This window comes from Ralstonia sp. 110700041-2, assembly GCF_056280165.1.
In genome coordinates, this window is sequence record NZ_JBSFAI010000002.1 from 404,760 (window position 1) to 430,152 (window position 25,393).

Sequence of the window (25,393 nt, forward strand, 5' to 3'; positions counted from 1 at the left end):
CTTGGCCCAGACCTCGCCCTCCCCCTTCCCGCATCCGCATGATTTTCGAACAAGCCCTGCGACGCGAGCTGTCCTTTACCGCCGGCGCCGTCTTCCTCGTGCTGCTGACGTTCATGCTGACCACCCTGGTGATCCGCATTCTCGGCATGGCCGCCAACGGCGAGGCCAACCCGAATGACGTCCTGCTCCTTATCGGCCTGGCAACGCTGGGCTACCTGGCGATTCTGCTGTGCGCCACGCTGTTCATCTCGGTGTTGCTGGTGCTGACGCGCTGGTACAAGGATTCCGAGATGGTGGTGTGGTTCACCTCGGGCATCAGCCTGACGGATTTCATCCGACCGGTTCTGCGCTTCTCGCTGCCGTTCATCGTGCTGGTGGCGCTGCTGGCGCTGTTCGGCTGGCCGTGGGCCAACCAGCAGAGCGCGCTGTTTCGAGACCGATTCGAGCAACGCGATGTGCTGTCGATGATCTCCGCCGGCCGCTTCATCGAGCCCGCGCACGGCAACTATGTGCTCTTCATCGAGGGCGTCGATAGCGGCATGAAGCACGCCCGCAACCTGTTCGTCGCCAATGCCGAGCAGGACAAGATCGGCGTGGCGGTGGCCAAGACCGGCGAATTCAAGACCATGCCCAATGGCGACCGCTTTGTCGTGCTCGACAAGGGCCGCCGCTATGAAGGCACCCCCGGCAAGCTCGACTACCGCATCGTCGAATTCGACAAATACGGCGTGAAGGTCGCCAACAAGCCACCGCAGGCAGACGCCAACCTGCCGACCAAGAGCCGCTCCACAAAGGATTTGCTCGCCGACCCGACGCCCGAAAACCTGGGCGAACTGGTATGGCGGATCGGCCTGCCTCTGCTGGCGCTAAACTTTGTGCTGATCGCCATTCCGCTGGCCTATGTCAATCCGCGCCTGGGCCGCTACACACCGATGATCTTCGCGGTGCTGATCTACCTGACGTATTCGAACCTGTTGAACCTGTCGCAAGCGTGGGTTTCGCAGGGCAAGATGAACGTGTTCATGGCTTGGTGGCCGATCCACCTGGCCGCCTTCATCTGTGCGGTGCTGCTGTTCCGCTTCCGCCACTACAGCGCGGCCGGCCTGAAGGGCATTTCTGCCCTGCTGGGCTTCGCACCCAAGAAGGCGGGTGCGTGATGAAGATGCCGGTCTATGAGAAGTACTTCGCGCGTCAGATCTACGGCGTGTTCGTCTTCATCCTGTTTGCGGTGCTGGCGCTGTTCATCTTCTTCGACATGCTGGGCGAGCTGGGCTCGGTGGTCGGACGCTACACCACGCTGGTCGCGTTCTTCCACGTGATGCTGCAGGCGCCGACACGTGTGTACGAAGTGATTCCGGTGGCCGCGCTCATCAGCGCCATCTACGTGTTCTCGCAGATGGCCAGCCAGTCGGAGTTCACGATCTTTCGCGTGGCCGGGCTCGATACGCGGCGTGCGCTACTGTCATTGTTCAAGATTGCGCTGCCGCTGGCGCTCGTCACGTACCTCTTTGGTGAATTCATCGGGCCGAAAGCGGAAGAGTACGCACAGAAAGTGCGACTGGAAGCGCTGGGCGCGACGGTGTCGGCCGGCTTCCGTTCGGGCGTGTGGGTGAAGGACCGCGGCCCCGCAAAGCCGGACGGCACGGGCGGCGAAGTCACCCGCTTCGTCAACGTGGGCGCGCTGCAGCCGGACCAGTCCATCAAGGGCCTGCGCATCTATGAGTTCGATTCGGATTACCGCCTGAGTTCGATTCGCGTGGCGGATCAGGCGCGCTACCAGGGCCACCAGAACTGGCAACTGAACGACGTGACGGAGACACGCTTCGTTGAATTCCCGCGCAAGCCCGGCACGGTTGCCCCGCAAGACACGGTGCAGGCCGTGCCCGGCGCGCCGGACGCGCTGGCGCCCGACTTCCGCGGCGAGCAGACCAAGCTGCCGCACCAGGAGATGCGCTCCGAACTCACGCCGCAGATCCTGTCGGTGCTGATGGTCACGCCCGACCGCATGGCCACGCTGGACCTCTTCCAGTACATCCGCCACCTGCGCGACAACAAGCAGGACACGCAGCGCTACGAGATCGCGCTGTGGAAGAAGGTGGTCTATCCGTTCACCGTGCTGGTGATGATGGCGCTGGCCCTACCTTTTGCGTATCTGCACGCACGTGCAGGTGCGGTCGGCCTGAAGGTGTTCGGCGGCATCATGCTCGGGTTGTCGTTCCAGCTGGTGAACAACCTCTTCTCGCACGTCGGCCTGCTGAACACGTGGCCGGCCATCTTCACGGCCATCGTGCCGGGCGCGCTGTATCTGGCACTGGCGCTGGTCAGCCTGCGCTGGGTGGAGCGCCACTGATGGCTGGCCGTGCACTTGTCCTGTTTGCGCACGGCGCGCGCGACGCGCGCTGGCGTGAACCGTTCGACCGCCTGCGCGAGCGTTTGGCTGCGCAGCAGCCCGACGTTGACACGCGCCTCGCCTTTCTCGAACTGATGGCGCCCGATCTGCCGGGCACCATCGCTGACCTGGCCGCAAACGGCACGCAGAGCATCACCATCGTGCCCGTGTTCTTCGGCCAGGGCGGCCACCTGCGGCGCGATCTGCCTGCGCTGGTCGCGCAATGCACGCAGGCGCATCCCGCCCTCTCCATCCGCTGCGCCGACGCCGTTGGCGAAGACGACGCTGTACTCGACGCCATCGCGGGTTACTGCGTCCGGCAACTGGGCTAAACCAGACGCCCTACTGCGGTTCTGCCGCGCGCGCGAAGCGCGCATGCACGTTGTTCTCGACGTGAAAGCCATGCGCGCCGAACTCCACCAGCTCCAGTGTCAACCCGAGATAACGGCGCGCAAACACGTCGGCCAGATGCGCACGCATGGCGGCGAACATCGCTGCACAGATCGGCCCCGTCACGGCTTTGCGCCGCCCCGCCTTGATGCGGAACGTCACGTGGATGAAGGCATCGTCTTCCGCGCCATCGGCCATGCGGTATTGGTCGAGGCGCAGCGCGCGCGTGCGGATGCCACCAATGGGAAACACATCCGCATAGCCGATCAGCACATCGTTAAGCACGCGCATCAGCTCAGGAATGCGCGCATCGGCCTCGACATTGGCGGTGTATTCGATGATGACGTGCGGCATGGCACTGATCTCCCCCCGGAGAATGAAATAGGTCAAAGCATCTCATGCCCGGCAGCGTTGTCGCTGTACCCGGGCGGGTTTTGACTGCGTGAAGAAGGGGGAGTGAGAGAAAGCGCTGGCGCGCCGAGCGCAGCTCAGGCGGCCAAGCTATGGGGATGCGCGTCGAGCGCGGGTTCGGATGCGGCCGCCGATGCCCGCACGGCCAACGCGTCGCCGATCATCAGCAGGCTCGGATGCTCGGCGTTGATCCACTCCGCGGCGGCGCCATTGGCCATCTGCTGCAGCGTGAAGCACGCCGAGCGCTGCTCGGGCGTGGTGGCAGCCTCGACCACCCAAGCGGGGGTGGACGGCGCGCGGCCACGTGCGATCAGGTCTGCTGCGATGGAGGCGGCCTGATCACGGCCCATGTAGTAGACGAGCGAATCGGCCTGCGCTACGGGTTCCGGCACGGCGCCTTCGGGTTGCGGCGTGTCCGGGTCGGTCGCCTTGGCTTGCGTAACAAACGCGACGCTGCGGGCAACGCCGCGCTTGGTCAAGGGTTGACGAATGGCGGACGCGGCTGCCAGCGCCGCCGTAATGCCCGGGACGACTTCGTAGTCGATGCCGGCCTGCTCGAGCGCCTGCAGTTCCTCGTCGGCACGGCCGAACAGCATCGGATCGCCCCCCTTCAGGCGCACAACGCGCTGATATTTGGTGGCCAGATCGACGAGTTGGCGATTGATGAAGCGCTGCGCGGTCGAACGCTTGCCGCAGCGCTTGCCGACGGCAATCAACACGGCCTGCGGGCAGTACTGGAAGACCTCCGGCGAGACCAGTGCGTCATGCAGCACGACCTCGGCTTCGCCCAACAATCGTGCACCGCGCACCGTGATGAGGTCCGCGGCGCCGGGGCCCGCACCAATCAGGCTCACGTGGCCAAGTGTTTTGGGGGTCTTCGCTTCCATTGCCTGGATTCCTTTGCTTTTTCCTGCGGCGCGCAACTTAGCACGCGCCATCCACATTAGGAAAATGCACGGATCATGCCAGCCGCCACCGTATGGTGCGTGGCTTCGTCCACCAGGATGAATGCGCCGGTGGCCGGGTTGTCGCCATATGCGTCGCAGACGATCGGCTTCTGCAGGCTGATGTTGACCGTGCCGATATCGTTGAGCGCGATCTGCTTGCGGCCGGTTTCGTGCGATAGCGTATGCACGTCCAGCACGCGCTCCACATCCGACACGCGTGCGAACACGGTGGCGGTCGTGTGCTTGAGCACGTACTTGCGGGCCGGATTCAGCTCATGCTCGTCGAACCAGCACAGGTCGGCATGCAGCTTCTTGGCGGCATTGGCTGCCGTGGTCGGGGCAGCGACGATCGTGTCGCCGCGGGAGATGTCCACGTCGTCGGCCAGGCGCACGGTAATGGTCTCGCCGGGGCCGGCGGAATCAGCTGCGCCATTGGGCGTCAGCACTTCGGCCACCGTGGTTTCGCGGTTGGCGGGCAGCACGCGCACGGCTTGGCCGACGCGCACGGTGCCGGCTTCCACACGGCCCATGTAGCCGCGGAAATCATCGGCCTGCGAGCCGTCCTGGCGCGCCACCAGCTGCACCGGGAAGCGCAGCGCATCGTCGCCCGCCGGGGCGGTCTCTTCCACCTTCAAGTCTTCCAGCAGCGCCAGCAGCGGCTCGCCCTGGTACCACGGCATGGCTTCGGACGCATGAACGATATTGTCGCCGCGCAGCGCAGACACCGGCACGTAGCGCACGTCGCGCAAGCCGAGTTGTGCGGCCAGTGCATCGTAGGCGGTACGGATTTCGTTGAAGCGCGCTTCGCTGTAGTCGACCAGGTCCATCTTGTTGATGGCCACGATCACGTGCTGCAGTTCCAGCAGTTTCACGATGGCAGAATGGCGCTTGGTCTGAGCCAGCAACTCCGTCTTGCCGTCAACGGTCGTCACACGCGTGGCATCGATCAGGATGATGGCGGCGTGCGCGGTCGAGGCGCCGGTCACCATGTTGCGCGTGTACTGCTCGTGGCCCGGCGTATCCGCAATGATGAACTTGCGGCGCGCGGTCGAGAAATAGCGGTACGCCACGTCAATCGTGATGCCCTGCTCGCGCTCGGCTTCCAGGCCGTCGGTCAGCAGCGAGAAGTCGATCTGCTCGCCGGCAGTGCGTTTGTTCTTGGCGTTGGCCAGCGCTTGCAACTGGTCGGTCAGCACGGCCTTGCTGTCGTACAGCAAGCGGCCAATCAGCGTGCTCTTGCCGTCGTCAACGGAACCGGCGGTGATGAAGCGCAGCAGGCCTTGGTGCGATGCAGGATGCGTCGCTGGGTGCGTCGAATTCGTCGTCATGATCAGAAATACCCTTCCTTCTTGCGCTTTTCCATCGAGGCTTCGCTCGTCTGGTCGTCCATGCGCGTGGCGCCGCGTTCGGTGATTTCGGTCACGGCCGTCTCGGCGATGATCTCGGCCGGCGTGGCGGCGGTGCTCGCCACCGGGCATGTGCAGCTGATGTCGCCCACGGTGCGGAAGCGCACCGACAGGACTTCGCTCACGTCGCCGTCGGCCTTGGGCGTGATCGACGTGACGGGCACCAGCAGGCCGTTCTTGCGCACCACTTCACGCTCGTGCGCGTAGTAGATCGGCGGCAGGGCGAGGTTCTCGCGGGCGATGTACTGCCACACGTCGAGTTCCGTCCAGTTGGAGATCGGGAACACGCGCATCTGCTCGCCCTGCGCCATGCGTGCGTTGTACAAGCTCCAGAGTTCCGGGCGCTGGGCCTTCGGATCCCACTGGCCGAACTCGTCGCGGAACGAGAAGATGCGCTCCTTCGCACGGGCCTTTTCTTCGTCGCGGCGGGCACCGCCCATCAGGGCGTCGAAGCCGTGCGATTCGATCGTCTCCAGCAGCGTGACGGCCTGTGCGGCGTTGCGCGAATCGGTCTCTTTACGCAGGCGCACGGTGCCGCGCTTGATGGAATCCTCCACATGGCCCACCACCAGGCGAGCACCCAGCTTGGCGACCTGCTCGTCGCGGAAGGTGATCACCTCGGGGTAGTTGTGACCCGTGTCGATGTGCACCAGCGGGAACGGCAGCTCGATCTTGCGCTCGCCCAGGCGGAAGGCCTTGAGCGCCAGATGCAGCATGACGATCGAATCCTTGCCGCCCGAGAACAGCAGCGCCGGGTTGCGGCACTCGGCCACCACCTCGCGGATGATGTAGATCGACTCGGCTTCCAGCCAGTCGAGGTGCTCGTTCTGCACAGGCGTCAATGCCGTGCCGGGGATTTCGCTCATGACTCCCATGTTCCTTTCCTTAGCTCTTTTGCGACAGATTCGTCGCATGCAGACCGCATTCCTTGCTGTCGCGCGATTCCCACCACCAGCGGCCGGCGCGCACATCCTCACCAGCGCGCACCGCACGCGTGCAAGGCTCGCAGCCAATGCTGGGATAGCCCTTGTCGTGCAGCGCGTTGGTGGGCACGTTGTGCTGCTCGAGGTAGGCCCAGACTTCAGGCTCGGACCAGTCGAACAGCGGGTTGTACTTGGCGATGCCGCGGGCGTCGTCGTCTTCAGCAAACGGCAGGTCGGCACGGGTGACGGCCTGCTCGCGTCGCTGGCCCGTCAGCCATGCGTCGGCATCTTTGAGCGCGCGATTCAGCGGCACCACCTTGCGGATGTTGCAGCAGGCCTTGCGCAGTTCGATGCTGTCGTAGAAGGCGTTCAGGCCGTGGTCACGGACGTAGGCTTCCACTGCGCGGGCATCCGGTGCGTATTGCTCGATCACATAACCGTAGTGCTCGCGGATGCGCTCGAGCATCGCCAGCGTTTCGGCGTGCAGACGGCCGGTCTGCAGCGTGAAGATCGGCAGGTGCGCCCGCACGGCCTGGGGGCTGCGCAGGATCGCATCGGTCACGACCATGTCTTCGGCTGCCAGGCTGGTGGCGAACTTTGCCACGCCGTGCCTGGCGGCAATCTCGGCCAGGCGCTCGAACAGCGCGGCTTCCTTCGCAGCGAGGGCTTCAGCCGTGCCGGTGTAGACCGGACGCGTCCACAGCACCGGGCGCCCGATAGCGGACACCGGCACCTCGGACAGGGCAGCCTCTTGGAACTCGCTCATACTGCGCTCGCCTCGGTAGCACGCTCGCGGCGGAACAACGGACGCAGCTCGTCGACGGCGCCTTGGTAGCGCACGCTGATCTCGCCGAAGCCGTTCAGTGCATCGTCGATGTTCTTGTCTGCGCGCACGGCGTAAGCGTCGAAACCGCAACGGCGCATGAAGTCCAGTTGATCGCGCAGCACGTCGCCGATGGCACGCAACTCACGCGTGAAGCCCAGGCGCTGGCGCAGCAGGAACGCGGTGCTGTAGCCACGGCCATCACGGAAGACCGGGAAATCCACCGCCACCAGCGACAAGCTGGGCAGGTCTGCCTCCAGCGCGAACGGCTCGTCGTCCGGAGCGAGCCAGACGGCCAGTGTGCCGGCGCGGGCGCGGGCGAGCAGTGCGTCGCGGTGGGCTTCCCAATAGGGCAGCGGCACGATGGCGTGCGCGGCGGCGTCCACATCGGCTTGCGTCAGCTCACCACCTTCCGGGGTGCGCAGCACGGTCCATTCGTCAGCCACGATTTGCGGGGCACCGTTTTGCAGCTTGATGATCTTGCTCATGTTCGTTTCCCTCGGCTTTCAGGCTTCTGCACGGGCGTAGACGCGTTCCTTGAACGGGGCCATGCCGATGCGGTGATAGGTGTCGATGAAGCGTTCGTCTTCCGTGCGGTTGGCGACGAAGGTATCGATGATGCGCTCGATCACGTCGGGCATTTCTTCGGCCTTGAACGACGGGCCGATGATCTTGCCGATCGCCGAGTCGTTGCCCTGTGCGCCGCCCAGCGACACCTGGTACCACTCTTCTTCGTGCTTATCGACACCCAGGATGCCGATGTTGCCGACGTGGTGGTGACCGCACGAGTTGATGCAACCCGAGATGTTGAGCGACAGCTCGCCCAGGTCGTGCACGTAATCGAGATCGTCGAAGCGCGCCTGAATCGCCTGCGCGATGGGGATCGACTTGGCGTTGGCCAGCGAGCAGAAGTCACCGCCCGGGCACGCAATGATGTCGGTCAGCAGGCCGATGTTGGCGGTGGCCATGCCGTGCTCCTTTGCCAGCTGCCACAGCTCCAGCAAGTCGTGCTTCTTCACGTCCGGCAGGATCAGGTTTTGCTCGTGCGCGACACGCACCTCGCCAAAACCGAACCGCTCGGACCAATCCGCCACCAGCGCCATCTGCTCGGCCGTGGCGTCGCCCGGGGGCAGCGCCGCGCCCGGCTTGAGCGAGAGCGTGACAGCGGCATAGCCCGGCACACGGTGCGGATGCACGTTGCGGCTCACCCAGCGGGCGAACGCCTTGTTCTCCAGTAGCGCCTTTTCATAGGCAGCGTCGGTGTCGGCCAGCTTTTCATACGCGGGCGGCGCGAAGAACTGCGCCACGCGGTCGAACTCGGCCTGCGTGATGGTCGACGGGCCGTCCTTGATGTGCTGCCACTCTTCTTCCACCTGGCGCGCAAATTCCTCAGCGCCGATGGCCTTCACGAGAATCTTGATACGCGCCTTGTACTTGTTGTCGCGGCGGCCGTAGCGGTTGTACACGCGCACGGCGGCCTCGATGTACGACAGCATGTGCTGCCACGGCAGGTCTTCCTTGATGATTGCGCCCAGGATCGGCGTGCGGCCCATGCCGCCGCCGGCCAGGATGCGCAGCAGCGTCTGCCCGTCCTTCTCATAGGCGTAGACGCCGATGTCATGCAGTTGCGTCACGGCGCGGTCGTCTCGCGAGGCCGACACGGCAATCTTGAACTTGCGCGGCAGGAACGCGAACTCGGGGATGAACGTCGACCATTGGCGCAGGATTTCCGCCAGCGGGCGCGCGTCGATCACCTCGTCCGGTGCCACGCCGGCAAACTGGTCGGTCGTGATGTTGCGGATGCAGTTGCCCGAGGTCTGGATGGCGTGCATTTCCACCGAGGCCAGCTTGGCCAGGATGTCGGGCACCTGCTCCAGCTCGATCCAGTTGTACTGGATGTTCTGGCGCGTGCTGAAGTGGCCGTAGCCGCGGTCGTGCTCGGCGGCGATGTGGCTGAGCATGCGCAGTTGCTTGGCGCGCAGGTGGCCATACGGAATCGCCACGCGCAGCATGTAGGCGTGGCGCTGGTAGTACAGACCATTCTGCAGGCGCAGCGGCAGAAACTCTTCTTCCGTCAGTTCGCCCGAAATGCGGCGGCGCACCTGGTCGCGGAACTGCGCGACGCGGTCGGCGACGAGGCGGTGATCGTAAGCGTCGTATTGGTACATGACTGTTCGGTCCAATCCGGCTGGGCCGGCGTGCGATTCAATTGGGGGAATGCGTTTCGTTATGGCGCTGCCGCCGATTCAACGACAGCAGCCACAGTCAAGCAGGGCCGGCATGAAGTCATGCATCACGACACCAGCTTGATGGCCGTGATCGTCAGCGTGGCGGCAAGCGCGCCGCGCACCAGACGTTCCGGCAGATTCTTGGACAGGCGCGCGCCCAGCCAGATACCCGGGATGGAGCCCACCAGCAGCGACACCAGCAGGTTCCAGTCGATCGTGCCCAGGTACATGTGGCCCAGGCCCGCCACGGCGGTCAGCGGCACGGCATAGGCGATGTCGGTGCCGGCCACTTCGGCGCTCTTCAATTCGGGATACAGGATGAGGATGAGCGTCGCGCCCACAGCACCCGCGCCGATGGACGACACCGTCACCAGCACGCCCAGCACCACGCCGACGATCACCGTGGCCACGGCCAGCGTGATGCCTTGCAAGCGATAGCGCGGGTTGCGGGCCAGCCAGCCCAGCACGCGCTGGCGGAACAGCAGCGAAATCACCGTCAGGATGACGGACACGCCAATCGTCACGCGGATAAGGTGCATCCACTCGGCATCGAGATTGCCCATGCGCTTGAGTACCAGCACCGTCACCAGCGCGGCGGGCAGGCTGCCCAGGCAGAGCAGCTTAACGATGTCCCAGCGGATATGACCGTGGCTGCGGTGTGCGATCGTGCCGACACCCTTGGTCAGCGAGGCGAAGGCCAGGTCGGTGCCCACAGCGGTCGCCGGCGAAAAGCCGAACATCAACGTCAGCAGCGGCGTCATCAGCGAGCCGCCGCCAACGCCCGTCAGGCCGACCAACAGGCCGACCAGCAGACCGGAAATTGTATAGGCAAGCGTCATGGCGCAGGGACAGTGAGGGCGTGTTATCACGAAGTTCGAGCATCGTAATGAACTGGCCTCATATCCCAAACCAATAAAAAATTGTTTGTTTATATGGCGTCGGTTATAAGTAGCGTTCAGTTCGCACCCGTTCTTCTTATTGACCGCGCAGCCATGAACCTCCACCAATTCCGCTTCGTGCGCGAAGCCGTGCGGCAGAAATTCAACCTGACAGAGGCCGCAAAAGCGCTCTATACATCACAGCCAGGTGTCTCCAAAGCCATCATCGAGCTGGAAGAGGAACTGGGTGTCGATATCTTCACCCGTCACGGCAAGCGCATCCGGGGCCTCACGGAACCGGGCCGGCGCATCCTGGCTTCAGTCGAGCGCGTGCTGGAAGAGGTGGAAACCCTCAAGCGCGTGGGCAAGGACTACGCCGCGCAGGACCAGGGCAACTTCACCATCGCCACCACGCACACGCAGGCGCGCTATGCGTTGCCCAAGGCGATTGCCGAATTCACGCGCAGGTACCCCAAGGTGCGCCTTTCCATTCAGCAGGGCACGCCCGCGCAGATTGCGGAGATGGTGCTGCACGACCAGGCCGACCTTGCCATCGCCACCGAAGGCATGTCGCACGTGAAGGATCTGATCTCGATCCCGGGCTACCAGTGGCAGCATGTGGTGGTGACGCCGCCTGACCACCCGCTTCTGTCGCGCCAGCACCTGACGCTGGACGACCTGAAGGGTTACCCGATCATCACGTACGACCACCACTTTGCCGGCCGGCCCAAGATCGACCACGCGTTCGAGCTGCGCCAGATCAAGCCCGACATCGTGCTCGAAGCCATCGACGCCGACGTCATCAAGACCTACGTGGAAGTGGGCCTGGGGGTGGGTATCGTGGCCGGCGTCGCGTTTGATGCCGAGCGCGACCGCAACCTGCGCGCCATTCCGGCCGGCCACCTGTTCGGCACCAACGTCACGCACCTGGGCGTCAAACAAGGCGCGTACCTGCGCGGCTTCGTCTACACCTTCATCGAACTGTTTGCGCCAACGCTCACGCGCAAGCTGGTCGAACAACTCATGTCGGGCGATCACGAAGCATACGAGCTGTGATTCGCCCGCATTCGCAATGCCTGAACTTCCCGGAGATTTCATGACGACCCGACGTCGCCTGCTGTGCGGCATGGCCCTCTTTGCCAGCGCTGCCGCACTCGCCCTGCCTGCCCGAGCCGACATCCGCGTGGGCGTGGTGCTGTCGACCACCGGCCCAGCCGCGGCCATCGGCATTCCCAGCAAGAACACCGTGCAGATGTGGCCAGCGACCATCGGCGGCCAGCGCGCGCAGGTCATCGTGCTGGACGACGCCTCCGACCCGTCGATGGCGGTGCGGGACGTGCGCAAACTGATCGCCGAAGACAAGGTAGACGTGATCGTCGGGCCGACGATCGTGCCGACGGCGCTGGCTTCGCTCGATGCAGTGGCCGAAGGGCAAACGCCAATGATCACGCTGGCAGCATCTGCCTCCATCGTCGAGCCGCAGGACGCCAAGCGCCGCTGGGCCTTCAAGATGCCGCAGAACGATTCGCAGATGGCCACGCTCGTCACCCAGCACATGGCAGACAACGGCGTGCACACCGTCGGCTTCATCGGCTTTACCGATGCGTATGGCGAGAGCTGGTGGCGTGAATTCTCGAAGCTGGCCGACGTGCGCAAGTTGCGCGTGGTGGCCAACGAGCGCTTTGCGCGCACGGATACCAGCGTGACCGGCCAGATTCTCAAGCTGATGGCCGCCAAGCCCGACGCCATCCTGATTGCCGGGGCCGGCACCCCGGCCGCCCTGCCCCAGCGCACGCTGGTCGAGCGCGGCTACAAGGGCCGCATCTACCAGACGCATGGCATCGCCAGTACGGAGTTCCTGAAGGTGGGCGGCAAGGATGTGGAAAGCACGCTCTTCCCGACCGGCCCCGTGGTGGTCGCGCGCGAACTCCCGGCCGGCCATCCGGTGCGCAAGGTGGCTGTGGAATTTGCTGATCGCTATGAAGCCAAGTATGGCCCCAACACCGTCACGCAGTTCGCGGGCGACGCATGGGGCGCTTGGCAGTTGCTCGACAATGCCACGGCCCGTGCGCTCAAGACCGGCGCCAAGCCTGGTACACCTGCCTTCCGCGCCGCCCTGCGCGATGCGCTGGAAACCACGCGCGATCTGACTGTGCCCAACGGCGTGCTGAATCTGAATACCCAGGATCATCAGGGCTTCGATCAACGCTCGCGCGTGATGGGCATCATCAAGAACGGCCGCTTCGCTTACGCCGGCCCGCGCTAAATCAATATCGATACGCAAGACGTAATACGCAGAGATTCGCCATGACACGCATTGCCTTCATCGGCCTCGGCAACATGGGCACGCCGATGGTCCAACACCTGATTGCCGCCGGGCACCCGGTGCGCGCCTATGTGCGCCGTCCGGAAGCTGTCGACAACGCCCGCGCCCTCGGCGCCGAGCCGTGCAACGCCCCTGCCGAAGCGGCGCGCGACGCGGAGGTCATCTTCACCAACGTCACGTCCACAGCCGATGTGGAAGGCGTGCTGCTCGGGCCGGACGGTGTCATCCATGGCGCGCCGCGTGGTGCGGTGTGCATCGATCACAGCACGATCTCCGCCGTGGCCACGCGCCGGATCGCGGCCGATTTGGAAGCGGCGGGTCTGGAGTTCCTGGATGCGCCGGTCTCAGGCGGCACCGCAGGCGCGCAGAAGGCCACGCTGTCGATCATGGTCGGCGGCAAGGCCGAGGTGCTGGCGCGCGTGCGCCCGCTGCTGCAGCTGCTGGGCACTACGATCACGCACGTCGGCGACTACGGTGCCGGCCAGGTCGCCAAGGCGTGCAACCAGATCGTGCAGGTCATCAATATCCAGGGCATTGCCGAAGCCATGCTGTTTGCGCGCGCCCAGGGCACCGACCCGTCGCGCGTGCTGGCGGCCATCGGCCCGGGCTTCGCGGGCAGCCGCATGCTCGACCTGGAAGGGCCCAAGATGGCCGAGCGCAACTTTGCCGCCGGCATCGAAGCGCGCCTGCACGACAAGGATTTCGGCCTGGTGCGCGAGATCGCCCAGGAACTCGGCCTGCAGATGCCGGCGATGGAGCTGGTGGCCTCGCAGCTCAATACGCTGGTCGCCAATGGCTGGGGGTATGACGATACGGCGTCGCTGCTGCGCGTGCTCGAGCAGCAGAACAACCACCACACAGATTGAGCGTCTTCCGGCCGCCTTGTTCGCTTGGCCGGACTTCTGGCATAATTGCTGGCTCATCAGCACCTGCCCGAGTGGTGAAATTGGTAGACGCAGGGGACTCAAAATCCCCCGCCGCAAGGCGTGCCGGTTCGATTCCGGCCTCGGGCACCAGAATTCAAGCCGCTTCTGTTCACGCAGAAGCGGCTTTTTCATTGGACGCTCGGCAACGCAACGGCAGCCGGCAACACGCCCCGCGCGGCGTGGGATAATGACTGTTTTGCCCCGGGCGCGGCTCAAGAGGTTGATCGCACGGGCATGAGGGCCAGTATCCGCGTGGCCCGCTCCCCCATTTCGAAACTTCTTCAGTACGCACAATGCCCGCATACCGTTCCAAAACCTCCACCGCCGGCCGCAACATGGCGGGGGCACGCTCGCTCTGGCGCGCCACCGGCATGAAAGACGAAGATTTCCAGAAGCCGATCATCGCGGTGGTCAACTCGTTCACCCAGTTCGTTCCTGGCCACGTGCACCTGAAAGACCTGGGGCAGCTCGTCGCGCGCGAGATCGAAGCCGCGGGTGGTGTGGCCAAGGAATTCAACACGATTGCCGTGGATGACGGCATCGCCATGGGCCACGACGGCATGCTGTATTCGCTGCCCAGCCGCGACATCATTGCCGACTCGGTGGAATACATGGTCAACGCGCACTGCGCCGATGCCATGGTCTGCATCTCCAACTGCGACAAGATCACCCCGGGCATGCTGATGGCCGCCATGCGCCTGAACATTCCGGTGATCTTCGTCTCGGGCGGCCCGATGGAAGCGGGCAAGACGCGCCTGGCCAACCCCGTCACCAAAGCCATCGAGATCAAGAAGCTGGATCTGATCGACGCGATGGTGATCGCGGCCGACAGCAAGTATTCCGACGAGGAAGTGGCGGAAGTCGAGCGCTCGGCGTGCCCGACCTGCGGTTCGTGCTCGGGCATGTTCACGGCCAACTCGATGAACTGCCTGACCGAAGCGCTCGGCCTGTCGCTGCCGGGCAACGGCACCGTGGTCGCCACGCACGCAGACCGCGAGCAGCTCTTCAAGCGCGCCGGCCGCCGCATCGTTGAACTCGCCCGCCAATACTACGAGCAGGAAGACGAGCGCGTGCTGCCGCGCTCGGTCGGTTTCAAGGCGTTCGAAAATGCGATGACGCTCGACATCGCGATGGGCGGCTCGACCAACACGATCCTGCACCTGCTGGCCATCGCGCAGGAAGCGGAGATCGACTTCACGATGGCGGACATCGACCGCCTTTCGCGCGTCGTGCCGCAGCTCTGCAAGGTCGCGCCGAACACGAACAAGTACCACATCGAAGACGTGCACCGCGCAGGCGGCATCATGGCCATCCTGGGTGAACTGGACCGTGCCGGCAAGCTGCACACCGATACACCAACCGTGCACGCGCCCACGATGAAGGATGCGCTGGACCAGTGGGACATCGTCCGCACGTCGGACGAAGCCGTGCAGACGTTCTACCGTGCCGGCCCGGCTGGTATCCCGACGCAGGTTGCGTTCAGCCAAAACACGCGCTGGCCGAGCCTCGATCTGGATCGCGCAGAGGGCTGCATCCGCTCGAACGAGCATGCGTTCTCGAAGGAAGGTGGCCTGGCCGTGCTGAGGGGCAACATCGCGCTGGACGGCTGCGTGGTGAAGACCGCTGGCGTGGACGACAGCATCCTCGTGTTCGAAGGCACGGCACACGTGACGGAATCGCAGGACGAAGCCGTCGAGAACATCCTCGCTGACAAGGTCAAGGCTGGCGACGTGGTGGTCGTGCGCTACGAAGGCCCGAAGGGCGGCCCCGGCATGCAGGAAATGCTGTACCCGACGAGCTACATCAAATCCAAGGGCCTGGGCAAAGCCTGTGCGCTGCTGACGGACGGCCGCTTCTCGGGCGGTACGTCTGGCCTGTCGATCGGTCACTGCTCGCCGGAAGCAGCAGCAGGCGGCGCGATTGGCCTGGTGCGTAACGGCGACAAGATCCGCATCGACATCCCCAACCGCACGATCAACGTGCTGGTGTCGGATGAAGAACTCGCGCGTCGCCGCGAAGAGCAGAACGCCAAGGGCTGGAAGCCCGAGCAGCCGCGTCCGCGCAAGGTATCGGCGGCGCTCAAGGCGTACGCCAAGCTGGTCATGTCGGCCGACAAGGGCGCGGTGCGCGACCTGTCGCAACTGGACGACTGATCCGGCGGCGGGCCAGGCGCCTGGCTGCCGCAAAAAAAGGCCAAGCAATTGATCGTTGCTTGGCCTTTTTTCTATTGCGTCGGTCGCGGGATGTTCAATCCCACTGCGGCGCAAGCCCCTCTGGTGAAACCTCTTGGCCGTTGCGCTCAAGCGCGGCAATCTGCGCCATGTCGTCGGCCATCAATTGCAGCGTTTGTGCACGCAGGTTGCTCGCAAGATTCTCGCGCTTGGTCGACGACGGGATTACCGAATAGCCCAGCTGCATGGCCCAGGCCAGCACGACCTGCGCCGGTGTCGCCTCGTGCCGCTGTGCAATCGCGCCGATCACCGGATCGCCCAGCACCTTGCCGTAGGCGAGCGTCATGTACGACGTGACGTGAATGCCCTCGCGCTGCAGGAAATCGACGAGCTTGCGGTTCTGCAGATACGGGCTCAGCTCGATCTGGTTCGTGGCGATGGCGTCTTTGCCGACCGCCGCCATCGCCTGTTGCGTCAGCGCGATGTTGAAGTTCGAGACGCCGATCTCGCGCGTCAAACCCCGGGGCCTTGGCTTCGGCCAGCGCGGTCATGCATTCTTCGAGTGACGCGCCGTTGTTGGGCGCCGGCCAGTGGATCAGCGTGAGGTCGACGTAGTCGGTGCGCAGCTTGGCGAGGCTGTCTTCGAGACTCGTCACCAGCTTGCTCCGGGCGTAGTTGTCGACCCAGATCTTGGTCGTCAGGAACAGGTCTTCGCGGCGCACGCCGGAGCCAGCAATGGCCTCGCCTACCTCCGCTTCATTGCCGTAGATTTGCGCGGTGTCGATGACGCGGTAGCCAAGTTCGAGGCCATTGCGGACCGAGTCGATGACAACCTGGCCTTTCAGGCGGAACGTGCCGAGGCCGAAAGCGGGAATCCTGTTCATCTTGTGCTCCAACCGGAAGTCGAATCAGGGGTTCATGGCCAGACGCGTCCGGCGCTGCACGACATGCAGCCCGACCAGCGCGAGGCCAGCCGCGGCGATCACCGCGCCGACAATGGGCACCGCCACATAGCCCAGACCTGCGGAGATGGCCGCACCGCCCGCTGCCGCGCCCAGCGCGTTGCCGAGGTTGAACGCGCCCACGTTGACCGACGATGCAAGGCCCGGCGCTTCAGCCGCGGCACGCATCACGCGCATCTGCAGCGGCGGCACGACCGCGAAGGTGGCGATGCCCCACACCAGCAACGCGGCGGCCGCACCGATGTGCGTCTTGGCGAGCACAGGGAACGCGAGCATCGTCACGATCAGCAGCAACAGAAAGCCGATCAGGCTGCCGTCGAGCGAGCGATCGGCTAGGCGACCGCCGGCGATGTTGCCAATCGAAAAACCGATGCCGATCAGCACCAGCATGGCCGTCACAAACGCCGGCGAGGCACCGGTCAGTTGCGCAAGCGTTGGAGCAACATACGTGTAGAGCGTGAACATCGCGCCCGCGCCGAGCACCGTGGTGGCGAGCGCGCCCAGCACGACGGGACGCGTCAGGACCGCGAGTTCGGCGCGCAGGTTGGGCATCTTGCCGGCATCGCCCTTCGGCAACGCAGTGAACAAGCCCGCAATGGCGATCAGGCCAAGGCTTGCCGTGGCGGCAAACGACATGCGCCAGCCGATCACCTGGCCAAGCCAGGTCGCGGCCGGCACGCCGCCAACGTTGGCGATCGTCAGGCCCATGAACATCGTGGCCACGGCGCTGGCCTGCTTCTCGCGCGGCACAAGGCTGGCGGCCACCACCGAGCCAAGCCCGAAGAATGCGCCGTGGTTGAGACTGGTGACGAGCCGGGCGAGCAGCAACGTCGTGTAATCCGGCGCGAGGGCCGAAAGCAAATTGCCGATGGTGAAGATGCTCATCAGCGCGATCAGCGCCTTGCGTCGCGGCCAGCGTGCCAGCAGCAACGTCATGATCGGGGCGCCCACCATCACGCCGATGGCGTACGCGCTGATCAGCATGCCTGCCTGCGGAATCGATACATGCACGCCGTCGGCAATCACGGGCAGCAGGCCCATCGGAGAAAACTCGGTGGTGCCGATGCCAAAGGCGCCGGCGGCAAGCGCGAGCAGCGGCAGCGTTGCGCTGCCGCGTGTGGGCTCGGCGGAAGTGTGGGTGGGGTTCATGCGGTGTACTCCAAAGCGGAAGAATGGAAAGCGGGCAGAACCTCTGCCGCGATTTCCGCAAACGTTTCAGCAAGCGGGCGACGATTCCGGCGGAAATGCAGCCCGATATGCTGCACACCCGCCTCGCGCATTGCAGCCAACTCCTCGGAGAGTGCGATGCGCCCAGCGCGTGCGCCAAAGCGATGGCGTTGCAGCGGTTCGTGCGGATCATCCGCCAGGTCGAGGTGGATGAAGCTCACGTAGGGCTTGTCACCCGCAACGGCACGCCATGCGGCGGCGCGTTGCGCGTGGTCGGCGGGCGTGCCCGGATAGGCGAGGCAACCGTCCATGTGTGTGCCGATCCAGGCCGGCGTCTGTTGCGCGAGGCCGGCCACCAGCAGCGGAAGCGGCGTGCGCATGGCCGGCAGAATCTCCACGCCGGCGGGCAAGCTACCTCGTGCGCCGTCACGCAATCGCGCGGTCTGGTCACGAAAGCTCGCACCGCGCGATTCGAAATCGCGGCCGAACAGCGGATATTCGACGGGTCGGTCTCCGCTTGCCACGCCGAGCAGCAGACGACCGCCGCTCAGTTCCTGAATGGTTGCGGCCGATTTGAGCGTCAGCAGCGACTCGCGTAGCGGCAGCACAACGGCGGCCGTGCCGAGCAGGATATTGCGCGTGATGCCCGCCAGGTAGCCCAGGTACGAGAACACTTCGAACACCTGCGCAGCATCGCCGAATGCGGGGTCGTACACCGGCACATCGCGCACCCACAGGGCACGAAAGTCGAGCGAATCCGCGAGCTTGGCGAGGGTTGCGTGGTGTTCGATATCGGGCACTCCGTGGCGGCGTCCGTCACGCAGGCGCTTCGCATCGCCGGCAGCAGACCAATCATTGTCGAGCGGCAACTCAATGCCGATGCTGAAGCCGCCGTATGTCAGTTTGTCGAGTGCGTTGGACATGGTTGTAGCCGGTTCAAGGGGCGCTGAAGGCGGAGCGTCCGCGACCGGCGCAATGAGCATGGACCGCAGTGTGCGTGCTCTACCTTTGCAGAAAAACCCGTCCGTCGACGAAACAGTCTTGATTGCCAATCAACAATCGGTGTCACTCAGAACGCATGCCGGGTTGGCAACGCTGCAACAGGGCTCGCTCTCCAAAATATGTCATGTCGTGATATATTCCGCCACGAACCTTTTAATTCCGCCATGTCCACCCCCGCACGCCCTTTGTCCAAGCAGGATTTCGAGAACCTCTCCGATTTCCGCTACCACCTGCGTCGCTTCCTGCGCGCCTCCGAAGATCTGATCCACGCCAAGGGCATCACGCCCCTGCAGTATCAGTTGCTGCTGCACGTGAAAGGCTATGCCGGGCGCGAATGGGCCACCGTCGGCGAACTGGCCGAGCGCCTGCAGGCCGCGCCGCACGGCACAGCGGCACTCATCACGCGCTGCGAAGAAGCGGGTCTGGTCGAAAGGCGCCAGAGCGACACCGACGCACGCCAGGTCGAAGTCCATCTCTCCAGGAAGGGCGACAACCTCGTCGCACTGCTGGCCGGGCTGCACCAGAGCGAGCTGTCGGCATTCCGCCGCGCTTTCAAGCTTCCGCACCTCGATCAACCCGCCGAACCCGCCTCCGAGCAGTAACGTCATGCAAGCCCTTGAACACCAACCGCATCGGCGCGACTTTGCGACCGACACCACGCTGTTCCGCACCACTGCGCTGGCGGTCGTCATCGCGGCGTTTGCCACGCTGGCAGCCGTGGTGCTGCTCAACCTAATCCGCTTCTTCACCAACCTGTTCTTTTTCCAGACGCTGTCGCTGGCGGACCGCTCGCCGGCCACCAACACGCTCGGCGCCTGGGTGATTGCGGTACCGCTTATCGGCGGGCTGATCGTCGGTCTGATGGCGCGCTTCGGCTCGGAGAAGATCCGCGGCCACGGCATTCCCGAGGCCATCGAGGCCATCCTGTTCGGCAAAAGCAAGATGTCGCCGAAGGTGGCGGTGCTCAAGCCTCTGTCGTCAGGCATCGTGATCGGCAGCGGCGGCCCGTTTGGCGCGGAAGGCCCGATCATCATGACGGGCGGCGCGCTCGGCTCGCTGTTCGCGCAGTTCTTCAAGCTGACGTCCGCCGAGCGCAAGACGCTGCTGGTGGCTGGCGCCACGGCCGGCATGACGGCCGTGTTCGGCACGCCCGTGGCCGCGCTGCTGCTCGCGGTGGAGTTGCTGCTGTTCGAATGGCGCCCGCGCAGCATGCTGCCGGTGGCGGTGGCATGCGCGGTGGCGGGCTTCCTGCGTGTACTGGTGCTGGAGCCCGGCCCCCTCTTCCCGCTGGACACCGCACCCGCGACGCTGCCTGCGCTGGGCTCGTGCGTGGTCGCCGGATTGCTGTGCGGCGCGCTGGCGCGCTCGCTGTCGATGGCGCTGTACAAGACCGAAGACCTGTTCGGCCGCCTGCCGATCCACTGGATGTGGTGGCCGGCCCTCGGTGGCCTGGTGGTCGGCATCGGCGGCTATTTCGAGCCGCGTGCGCTGGGTGTCGGCTACGACGTCATCGGCGATTTGCTGCACAACCATCTCGCCATCCGGGTGGCGCTGGCGCTGCTGGTGGTCAAGGCCATCATCTGGGTGATCGCGCTGGGCTCGGGCACGTCGGGTGGGGTGCTTGCCCCGTTGCTGATGATGGGCGCCGGCTTGGGAGTGTTGATCGGCCCAGTGCTGCCCGGCGGCGACCCGGGCCTGTGGCCGCTCGTGTGCATGGCGGCCATGCTGGCCGGTGTGCTGGGCGCCCCGCTCACGGCCATCGTCTTCGCCTTCGGCCTCACACACGATGTGAACGCGCTGCTGCCGATTCTGCTGGCGGTGGCAGTGTCCTACGGCTTTGTCGTGCTGACGATGCCGCGCTCGATCATGACCGAGAAGATCGCGCGCCGCGGCTTCCACATCTATCGCGAATACGCTGTCGACCCGCTCGAGCGCCACGCCGTGGATGAGGTGATGACGCGTTCGGTGCAGACCATCGACGCGCAGGCCACGCTGGCCGATACACTCGCCGACCGCTTCGGCGCCACGCAGGCGCACCGAGCGTTTCCCGTGGTGCAAGGTGGGCCGAATGGCACGTTGATCGGCATGCTCGACCGCGATGCGCTGCTGGCGGGCCAGAAGCGCGGTGCCGTCACCGTGGCCGAGTTGTTTGGTGCGAATGCCCCCGTGATGGCGCTGCCCGGTGAGACCTGCCGCATCGTCGCCACGCGCCTGGCAGTGCATGGGCTGGAGCGGCTGCCGGTGGTGGCCGATTCACAATCACGCGCGCTGGTGGGCATTGTCTCGCGCAGCGATTTGGTCAAGCCGTCGCTCGCGTTCTTTGATGAAGAACAGCGCCGCGAGCGCTTCCGCCGTGTGCCGCTGTCAGGCACGCGCACGCATCTTGAACTGCGCCGTCGGCGCGCAGGCCGCGTCGCGCGGTAATGTCAGCCGGCCACGTGCCGGTTACGCCCGCTTTCCTTGGCGCGATACAGCGCCAGATCGGCGCGCTTGAGCATCTCCGATGCGGTATCGCCCGGCCGGCAGACCGTCATGCCCATGCTGACGGTCATCGACAGCCCGGTCGGGAAGCTTCCGTCCGTCTCGGCCACCGCCGTACGCAGGCGCTCCGCCACCTCGGTGGCGGTTTCCAGCGTGGTGCGGCCCATCACCATGGCGAATTCCTCGCCGCCCAAGCGCCCCACCAGATCACTGCTGCGCAGCGCGCCTGTGGCAAGCGACGCAAAGCGCTGCAGCGCCATGTCCCCCACAGCGTGGCCCCATGTGTCATTGATGCGCTTGAAGTGATCCAGATCGGCCAGCACGAGCACAAGTGGTTCGGCACGATTGTGCGCACGCGCGAGCACCGTATCGAACAGCGCCAGGAAGCGGCGGCGCGTCAGCACACCGGTCAGATGATCGAAATGCGCCTCGTTGGCGAGCGCGCTGTTGGTGCGCTGCAGCCGCTGGTTCAGATGGCGCGTCACGCGGTGGTGCTGCCGCTCGCGCACCAAAGACCACGCCACCAGCGCGAACGTCACCAACACACTCACGAACAACACAAAGCCGATCATGCGGTTGCGCGCATGGTTGGCGATCTGCTGGCCCCACGCCGGCAGCGGCTCGGCCACGACGACCGTGAGGTCCGCACTGGCATTGCGCGACACGGTCAGCGATGGCATCGCACTGCCCTCCCGCCAGGCCAGCGTATCGCGCACCTCGGCCGGCACCCAGGCGGGCACATCGCGATGCGCCTTCGCGGTAGGCTGATAGGGCCAGGGCTCGAAGTCGACGCGTTGGTAGGCGTTGTACCGGTCGCTGGCGCCCATGTGCTGCAGGCGAGCATCCGGCAGGACCTTGCCGACCAGCGATGCATCGGTCGACAGAATGATCAAGCCGTTCGGATCGGTCACCAACGATGTCGGGTGCGATACCCAGTGCTGCAGCCTCGCGAGGCTCACCTTGGTGCCCATTGTTGCGACCAGGTAACCTCCGGCGTCATATACCGGCGCGGCGAAGAACAGGCCCGGCACGCCCGTCACCGGGCCGATCGTGAACTGCTCGCCCAGGCCACCCAGCATCGCCTCCTTCATGTACGGCTGCATGCTCAACTGCACGCCGACGAACGAATCGGCATGACCGGCGTTATTGGCCAGCACCACGTAATTGTGTTGGTTCACGACCCACACGTAGTCCAGCCCGAGATTGCCTGCGGTGGCGTTGAGGAAAGCATCGATGTCGACCACTTCCGGGTGCGACATCGCCTCTTCGGCACATGAGCCCTGGTCCATCAGGTTCCAGCGCCGGGTGTCGACGCGCGCCACCGCGCGCGGGATGGCGTCGATCTGCGCGAGCGTCTGCGGCAGCGCGCGCAGCAGGGCCACGTCGGCGGTGATCTGGCTCGACATTCCCTCCGCTACCTGCGCAGCCAACTGGCGCCGCGCATCGACCATCTGCTGCATGTCGCGCGCACCCATCGAATCCGCCACGAAACAGGCGGCAAACCATGAGGCGCCTACGCCCACCACCGCCACCGACAGCCAAAGCGCCAGCGGCGCAACGGGCAGCCAGGCGCCGTGCGACGACGTTGCAGGGGCGGGCTCAGGCGCCTTCACGTCAGACCTCGCTGCTCAGGAAATCCGCCACCGTCGGGTAGCGCAGCGCCACGCGCAACTCGCGCGCAAGCCGCGTGTTGCGCAGCCGGCGCGATTCGCTCATGAAGGACAGCAGCGCAGGCTCGATCTTCTGGACGGCCTCGGCTCGCGAAATGCGCGGTGGCCGCTGCAAGCCGCGCGCGTCGGCCACCGCGTCAAAGTAGTCCCCCATACGGAGCTCGGACGCGTCGCTGGCATGCACCACGCGCTGCGGTTTCCCTCGGAACAGGGCGGCAATGACCGCGCGCGCCAGGTCGTCGGCGTGAATGTGGTTGGTGTAGACATCGTCCTCCGCGCGCAAGGCGGGCGTACCGCGTTCGAGCCGCGCGATGGGTAGCCGATCCGCCGCATAAATGCCGGGGATGCGCAAGATCGACGTGCGCCAGCCGCCGCCCGCGCCAAACCAGCGCACGCGCCGCTCGGCCGCGACCCGGCGTTGGGCACGCGCCGTGGTTGGCTTCACCGGGCGGGATTCGTCGACCCAGGCGCCAGCCGCATCGCCGTAGACGCCGCTGGTGCTGGCGTACACGAACGCGCGCGCTTGGAGGTGAGTTTTCAAGCGGCCAGTGAGGCCACCCGTCCTGCGCGCCCGCTCGGGTAAAATGCGACGTTTTGTGGCGGCGGAATTCGGGGACGGCTGCGCCAGCGTATGCAGCAGCGCGGCCGTACGTGGATCATCGTTGCCGACAGTGGGCGGCGGTGCCAGATGCAGCACGCGGGGGCTTAACCCTCGCAGGCGGCGCAGCGATGCGGCATCGTCCAGATTGGCGACAATCGGCACGGCGCCGGCTTCGCGCAGCGAAGCTCGACCTTCAAGGCGCGAGGTGACGGCAAAGACGCGAAAACGCGTGCGGAGCATCGCCAGGCAGCGTTGCCCGACGTCGCCGCAGCCGACGATCAGCACGCGGGGAAGGCCCAAGCGTAGTGCGGATTTGGATGGCCGAACGACTAACTGATTCACCATCGGACGTGCTGCCGGATTGACCACCATTGCATGCCCAGACGGGCGACCAGACACTCTTTTCAACATATTCTCGGATTGTAGTATGGCTTACCAGATCAACGTGTTGCCCAGCGGCCGCCAGTTCCAGGCCGAAGACGGCGAGACCATCCTTGCAGCAGCGCTGCGCCAGGGTATCGGCCTGCCGTACGGCTGCAAGAACGGCGCGTGCGGCTCGTGCAAGGGCAACGTGCGCGAAGGTTCCATCGTCCAGGGAACGCACTCCCCCAACGCGCTCTCCGCCCAGGAGGCCACCGAAGGCCGGGCGCTGTTCTGCTGCGCCACACCCGCCACTGACGTCACCATTGAAGTGCGTGAGGTGCATGGCGCCGGCGATGTCCCCATCAAGAAGATTCCGTGCCGCGTCGCGTCACTGGAAAAGGCCGCGCCGGACGTCACCATCGTCAAGCTGCAACTGCCTGCCACCGAGCGTATGCAATTTCTGGCCGGGCAGTACGTGGAATTCCTCCTGCGCGACGGCAAGCGCCGCAGCTACTCGATCGCCAACCCGCCGCACGACGACGGCCCGATCGAGCTGCACATCCGCCACATGCCGGGCGGCGTATTTACCGATTACGTGTTCGGCGCCAAGGAAGGCGCTCCGGCCATGAAGGAGCGCGACATCCTGCGCTTCGAAGGCCCGCTGGGCAGCTTCTTCCTACGTGAAGAGTCCGACAAGCCGATCATCCTGCTGGCCTCGGGCACTGGCTTCGCGCCCATCAAGGCGATCATCGAGCATGCCCAGTTCATCGGCAGCACGCGCCCCATGACGCTGTACTGGGGCGGGCGCCGCCCGCAAGACCTGTACATGCACGCCAAGGCCGAAGAATGGGCGCGCACGCTGCCGAACTTCACCTACGTGCCGGTCGTCTCCAACGCCCTGCCCGAAGACGCCTGGACGGGCCGCACCGGCTTCGTCCACCAAGCCGTGATGGCAGACCACCCCGATCTGTCTGGCCACGAGGTCTACGCCTGCGGCGCGCCGGTAGTGATCAATTCGGCCCGCGCGGATTTCGCCGCCCAGTGCGGGATGCACCCGGATGCGTTCTTCGCCGATTCCTTCACCTCAGAGGCGGACCTCCACCCGGCCGGCTGACGTTGCACAAATCCAAAGAAGGCCAAAATTTCGTTTTGACTTGACTTGGCATCCGTCTTATTCTTGCGCCTTATGAACCAAGCCCTGCACCTCCGACGCCGCCGTACGTTGCTCCCTCCGGGAAGCCACGCGGCTGTCTGCTGATTGCATATCGGGTTCACAGGATTCGACGATCACAAGGCCACGGGGCGACCCCCGTGGCCTTTGTCTTTTTC

Annotated in this window: 22 protein-coding genes, 1 tRNA gene and 1 pseudogene; 11 read left to right on the plus strand and 13 right to left on the minus strand. The window is 65.1% G+C overall.

Going from position 1 to position 25,393, the window contains the following annotated elements; genetic code table 11:
• Positions 1-38: 38 nt before the first annotated feature.
• From lptF to ACUXH0_RS04445, 3 genes are read left to right on the plus strand one after another with little or no spacing between them, the layout of a single operon-like run.
• Positions 39-1,157, plus strand: a complete 1,119-nt coding sequence (lptF, locus tag ACUXH0_RS04435; protein ID WP_004632066.1) for an LPS export ABC transporter permease LptF — start codon at positions 39-41, stop codon at positions 1,155-1,157.
• Entirely contained in the window at positions 1,157-2,350 is a 1,194-nt protein-coding gene (gene lptG / locus ACUXH0_RS04440) for an LPS export ABC transporter permease LptG (RefSeq protein ID WP_009241283.1), read from the plus strand. The genes lptF and lptG overlap by 1 nt, the downstream gene beginning before the upstream one ends.
• On the plus strand, positions 2,350-2,721 hold the full coding sequence (locus ACUXH0_RS04445; RefSeq protein WP_004632061.1) for a sirohydrochlorin chelatase: 372 nt from the start codon (positions 2,350-2,352) through the stop codon (positions 2,719-2,721). The genes lptG and ACUXH0_RS04445 overlap by 1 nt, the downstream gene beginning before the upstream one ends.
• Positions 2,722-2,731: 10 nt before the next feature.
• Here ACUXH0_RS04445 and ACUXH0_RS04450 read toward each other — a convergent pair whose 3' ends face one another.
• The 8 genes from ACUXH0_RS04450 to ACUXH0_RS04485 form a co-directional block, all read right to left on the minus strand.
• On the minus strand, positions 2,732-3,133 hold the full coding sequence (locus ACUXH0_RS04450) for a 5-carboxymethyl-2-hydroxymuconate Delta-isomerase (RefSeq protein WP_004632059.1): 402 nt from the start codon (positions 3,131-3,133) through the stop codon (positions 2,732-2,734).
• Between the two features lie 134 nt (positions 3,134-3,267).
• Positions 3,268-4,077: a uroporphyrinogen-III C-methyltransferase gene (cobA, locus tag ACUXH0_RS04455; RefSeq protein WP_004632057.1), complete on the minus strand. Its 810-nt coding sequence runs from the start codon at positions 4,075-4,077 to the stop codon at positions 3,268-3,270.
• Between the two features lie 56 nt (positions 4,078-4,133).
• Complete coding sequence (locus ACUXH0_RS04460) at positions 4,134-5,465, minus strand: sulfate adenylyltransferase subunit 1 (RefSeq protein ID WP_009241284.1); 1,332 nt, start codon at positions 5,463-5,465, stop codon at positions 4,134-4,136.
• 2 nt (positions 5,466-5,467) lie between these two features.
• Positions 5,468-6,418 (minus strand): sulfate adenylyltransferase subunit CysD, encoded by a 951-nt coding sequence (gene cysD, locus ACUXH0_RS04465; protein ID WP_009241285.1) that lies wholly within the window; start codon positions 6,416-6,418, stop codon positions 5,468-5,470.
• Positions 6,419-6,428: 10 nt separating this feature from the next.
• Positions 6,429-7,232 (minus strand): phosphoadenylyl-sulfate reductase, encoded by an 804-nt coding sequence (locus ACUXH0_RS04470; RefSeq protein WP_004632050.1) that lies wholly within the window; start codon positions 7,230-7,232, stop codon positions 6,429-6,431.
• The gene (locus tag ACUXH0_RS04475; RefSeq protein ID WP_182593704.1) at positions 7,229-7,777 is read right to left on the minus strand and encodes a DUF934 domain-containing protein; all 549 of its coding nucleotides are present in this window, start codon (positions 7,775-7,777) and stop codon (positions 7,229-7,231) included. Before ACUXH0_RS04475 ends, ACUXH0_RS04470 begins: the two co-directional genes overlap by 4 nt.
• 18 nt (positions 7,778-7,795) lie before the next feature.
• Positions 7,796-9,457 carry a nitrite/sulfite reductase gene (locus ACUXH0_RS04480; RefSeq protein ID WP_009241287.1) on the minus strand — a complete coding sequence of 554 codons (1,662 nt, stop codon included), beginning with the start codon at positions 9,455-9,457 and terminating at the stop codon, positions 7,796-7,798.
• Between the two features lie 125 nt (positions 9,458-9,582).
• Positions 9,583-10,356: a sulfite exporter TauE/SafE family protein gene (locus ACUXH0_RS04485; protein WP_004632043.1), complete on the minus strand. Its 774-nt coding sequence runs from the start codon at positions 10,354-10,356 to the stop codon at positions 9,583-9,585.
• Positions 10,357-10,509: 153 nt separating this feature from the next.
• Here ACUXH0_RS04485 and ACUXH0_RS04490 point away from each other — a divergent pair, with 153 nt between their 5' ends.
• From ACUXH0_RS04490 to ilvD, 5 genes are all read left to right on the plus strand, one after another.
• Positions 10,510-11,451, plus strand: coding sequence for a CysB family HTH-type transcriptional regulator (locus ACUXH0_RS04490; RefSeq protein WP_004632041.1), 942 nt, complete (start codon positions 10,510-10,512; stop codon positions 11,449-11,451).
• A 40-nt stretch (positions 11,452-11,491) separates the two neighbouring features.
• Positions 11,492-12,661, plus strand: coding sequence for an ABC transporter substrate-binding protein (locus ACUXH0_RS04495; RefSeq protein ID WP_024972282.1), 1,170 nt, complete (start codon positions 11,492-11,494; stop codon positions 12,659-12,661).
• 41 nt (positions 12,662-12,702) lie between these two features.
• Positions 12,703-13,587 (plus strand): NAD(P)-dependent oxidoreductase, encoded by an 885-nt coding sequence (locus tag ACUXH0_RS04500; protein ID WP_009241289.1) that lies wholly within the window; start codon positions 12,703-12,705, stop codon positions 13,585-13,587.
• Between the two features lie 65 nt (positions 13,588-13,652).
• A tRNA-Leu gene (locus ACUXH0_RS04505) sits at positions 13,653-13,737 on the plus strand.
• A gap of 203 nt (positions 13,738-13,940) precedes the next feature.
• Positions 13,941-15,800 (plus strand): dihydroxy-acid dehydratase, encoded by a 1,860-nt coding sequence (gene ilvD, locus ACUXH0_RS04510; RefSeq protein ID WP_182593702.1) that lies wholly within the window; start codon positions 13,941-13,943, stop codon positions 15,798-15,800.
• A gap of 94 nt (positions 15,801-15,894) precedes the next feature.
• Here ilvD and dkgB read toward each other — a convergent pair.
• From dkgB to ACUXH0_RS04525, 3 genes and pseudogenes are all read right to left on the minus strand, one after another.
• Positions 15,895-16,702: pseudogene (gene dkgB / locus ACUXH0_RS04515) on the minus strand (2,5-didehydrogluconate reductase DkgB).
• A 24-nt stretch (positions 16,703-16,726) separates the two neighbouring features.
• Complete coding sequence (locus ACUXH0_RS04520; protein ID WP_024972279.1) at positions 16,727-17,929, minus strand: MFS transporter; 1,203 nt, start codon at positions 17,927-17,929, stop codon at positions 16,727-16,729.
• On the minus strand, positions 17,926-18,870 hold the full coding sequence (locus tag ACUXH0_RS04525; protein WP_024972278.1) for a TIGR03571 family LLM class oxidoreductase: 945 nt from the start codon (positions 18,868-18,870) through the stop codon (positions 17,926-17,928). The genes ACUXH0_RS04520 and ACUXH0_RS04525 overlap by 4 nt, the downstream gene beginning before the upstream one ends.
• Positions 18,871-19,113: 243 nt before the next feature.
• Here ACUXH0_RS04525 and ACUXH0_RS04530 point away from each other — a divergent pair, with 243 nt between their 5' ends.
• Positions 19,114-19,551, plus strand: a complete 438-nt coding sequence (locus tag ACUXH0_RS04530) for a MarR family winged helix-turn-helix transcriptional regulator (RefSeq protein ID WP_004632030.1) — start codon at positions 19,114-19,116, stop codon at positions 19,549-19,551.
• 4 nt (positions 19,552-19,555) lie between these two features.
• Positions 19,556-21,373, plus strand: a complete 1,818-nt coding sequence (locus ACUXH0_RS04535; protein WP_182593701.1) for a chloride channel protein — start codon at positions 19,556-19,558, stop codon at positions 21,371-21,373.
• Between the two features lie 2 nt (positions 21,374-21,375).
• On the opposite strand, the gene ACUXH0_RS04540 is transcribed toward ACUXH0_RS04535, so the two are convergent.
• Complete coding sequence (locus ACUXH0_RS04540) at positions 21,376-23,043, minus strand: GGDEF domain-containing protein (protein WP_182593699.1); 1,668 nt, start codon at positions 23,041-23,043, stop codon at positions 21,376-21,378.
• A 1-nt stretch (position 23,044) separates the two neighbouring features.
• Complete coding sequence (locus tag ACUXH0_RS04545) at positions 23,045-24,046, minus strand: NAD-dependent epimerase/dehydratase family protein (protein WP_182593805.1); 1,002 nt, start codon at positions 24,044-24,046, stop codon at positions 23,045-23,047.
• 82 nt (positions 24,047-24,128) lie between these two features.
• Here ACUXH0_RS04545 and ACUXH0_RS04550 point away from each other — a divergent pair, with 82 nt between their 5' ends.
• Positions 24,129-25,178: a CDP-6-deoxy-delta-3,4-glucoseen reductase gene (locus tag ACUXH0_RS04550; RefSeq protein WP_004632022.1), complete on the plus strand. Its 1,050-nt coding sequence runs from the start codon at positions 24,129-24,131 to the stop codon at positions 25,176-25,178.
• Positions 25,179-25,393: the final 215 nt, after the last annotated feature.

Coding starts and splice junctions, on each gene's coding strand:
- lptF (WP_004632066.1), top strand. CDS start 39: ATGATTTTCGAACAAGCCCTGCGACGCGAGCTGTCCTTTACCGCCGGC.
- lptG (WP_009241283.1), top strand. CDS start 1,157: ATGAAGATGCCGGTCTATGAGAAGTACTTCGCGCGTCAGATCTACGGC.
- ACUXH0_RS04445 (WP_004632061.1), top strand. CDS start 2,350: ATGGCTGGCCGTGCACTTGTCCTGTTTGCGCACGGCGCGCGCGACGCG.
- ACUXH0_RS04450 (WP_004632059.1), bottom strand. CDS start 3,133: ATGCCGCACGTCATCATCGAATACACCGCCAATGTCGAGGCCGATGCG.
- cobA (WP_004632057.1), bottom strand. CDS start 4,077: ATGGAAGCGAAGACCCCCAAAACACTTGGCCACGTGAGCCTGATTGGT.
- ACUXH0_RS04460 (WP_009241284.1), bottom strand. CDS start 5,465: ATGACGACGAATTCGACGCACCCAGCGACGCATCCTGCATCGCACCAA.
- cysD (WP_009241285.1), bottom strand. CDS start 6,418: ATGGGAGTCATGAGCGAAATCCCCGGCACGGCATTGACGCCTGTGCAG.
- ACUXH0_RS04470 (WP_004632050.1), bottom strand. CDS start 7,232: ATGAGCGAGTTCCAAGAGGCTGCCCTGTCCGAGGTGCCGGTGTCCGCT.
- ACUXH0_RS04475 (WP_182593704.1), bottom strand. CDS start 7,777: ATGAGCAAGATCATCAAGCTGCAAAACGGTGCCCCGCAAATCGTGGCT.
- ACUXH0_RS04480 (WP_009241287.1), bottom strand. CDS start 9,457: ATGTACCAATACGACGCTTACGATCACCGCCTCGTCGCCGACCGCGTC.
- ACUXH0_RS04485 (WP_004632043.1), bottom strand. CDS start 10,356: ATGACGCTTGCCTATACAATTTCCGGTCTGCTGGTCGGCCTGTTGGTC.
- ACUXH0_RS04490 (WP_004632041.1), top strand. CDS start 10,510: ATGAACCTCCACCAATTCCGCTTCGTGCGCGAAGCCGTGCGGCAGAAA.
- ACUXH0_RS04495 (WP_024972282.1), top strand. CDS start 11,492: ATGACGACCCGACGTCGCCTGCTGTGCGGCATGGCCCTCTTTGCCAGC.
- ACUXH0_RS04500 (WP_009241289.1), top strand. CDS start 12,703: ATGACACGCATTGCCTTCATCGGCCTCGGCAACATGGGCACGCCGATG.
- ilvD (WP_182593702.1), top strand. CDS start 13,941: ATGCCCGCATACCGTTCCAAAACCTCCACCGCCGGCCGCAACATGGCG.
- ACUXH0_RS04520 (WP_024972279.1), bottom strand. CDS start 17,929: ATGAACCCCACCCACACTTCCGCCGAGCCCACACGCGGCAGCGCAACG.
- ACUXH0_RS04525 (WP_024972278.1), bottom strand. CDS start 18,870: ATGTCCAACGCACTCGACAAACTGACATACGGCGGCTTCAGCATCGGC.
- ACUXH0_RS04530 (WP_004632030.1), top strand. CDS start 19,114: ATGTCCACCCCCGCACGCCCTTTGTCCAAGCAGGATTTCGAGAACCTC.
- ACUXH0_RS04535 (WP_182593701.1), top strand. CDS start 19,556: ATGCAAGCCCTTGAACACCAACCGCATCGGCGCGACTTTGCGACCGAC.
- ACUXH0_RS04545 (WP_182593805.1), bottom strand. CDS start 24,046: ATGGTGAATCAGTTAGTCGTTCGGCCATCCAAATCCGCACTACGCTTG.
- ACUXH0_RS04550 (WP_004632022.1), top strand. CDS start 24,129: ATGGCTTACCAGATCAACGTGTTGCCCAGCGGCCGCCAGTTCCAGGCC.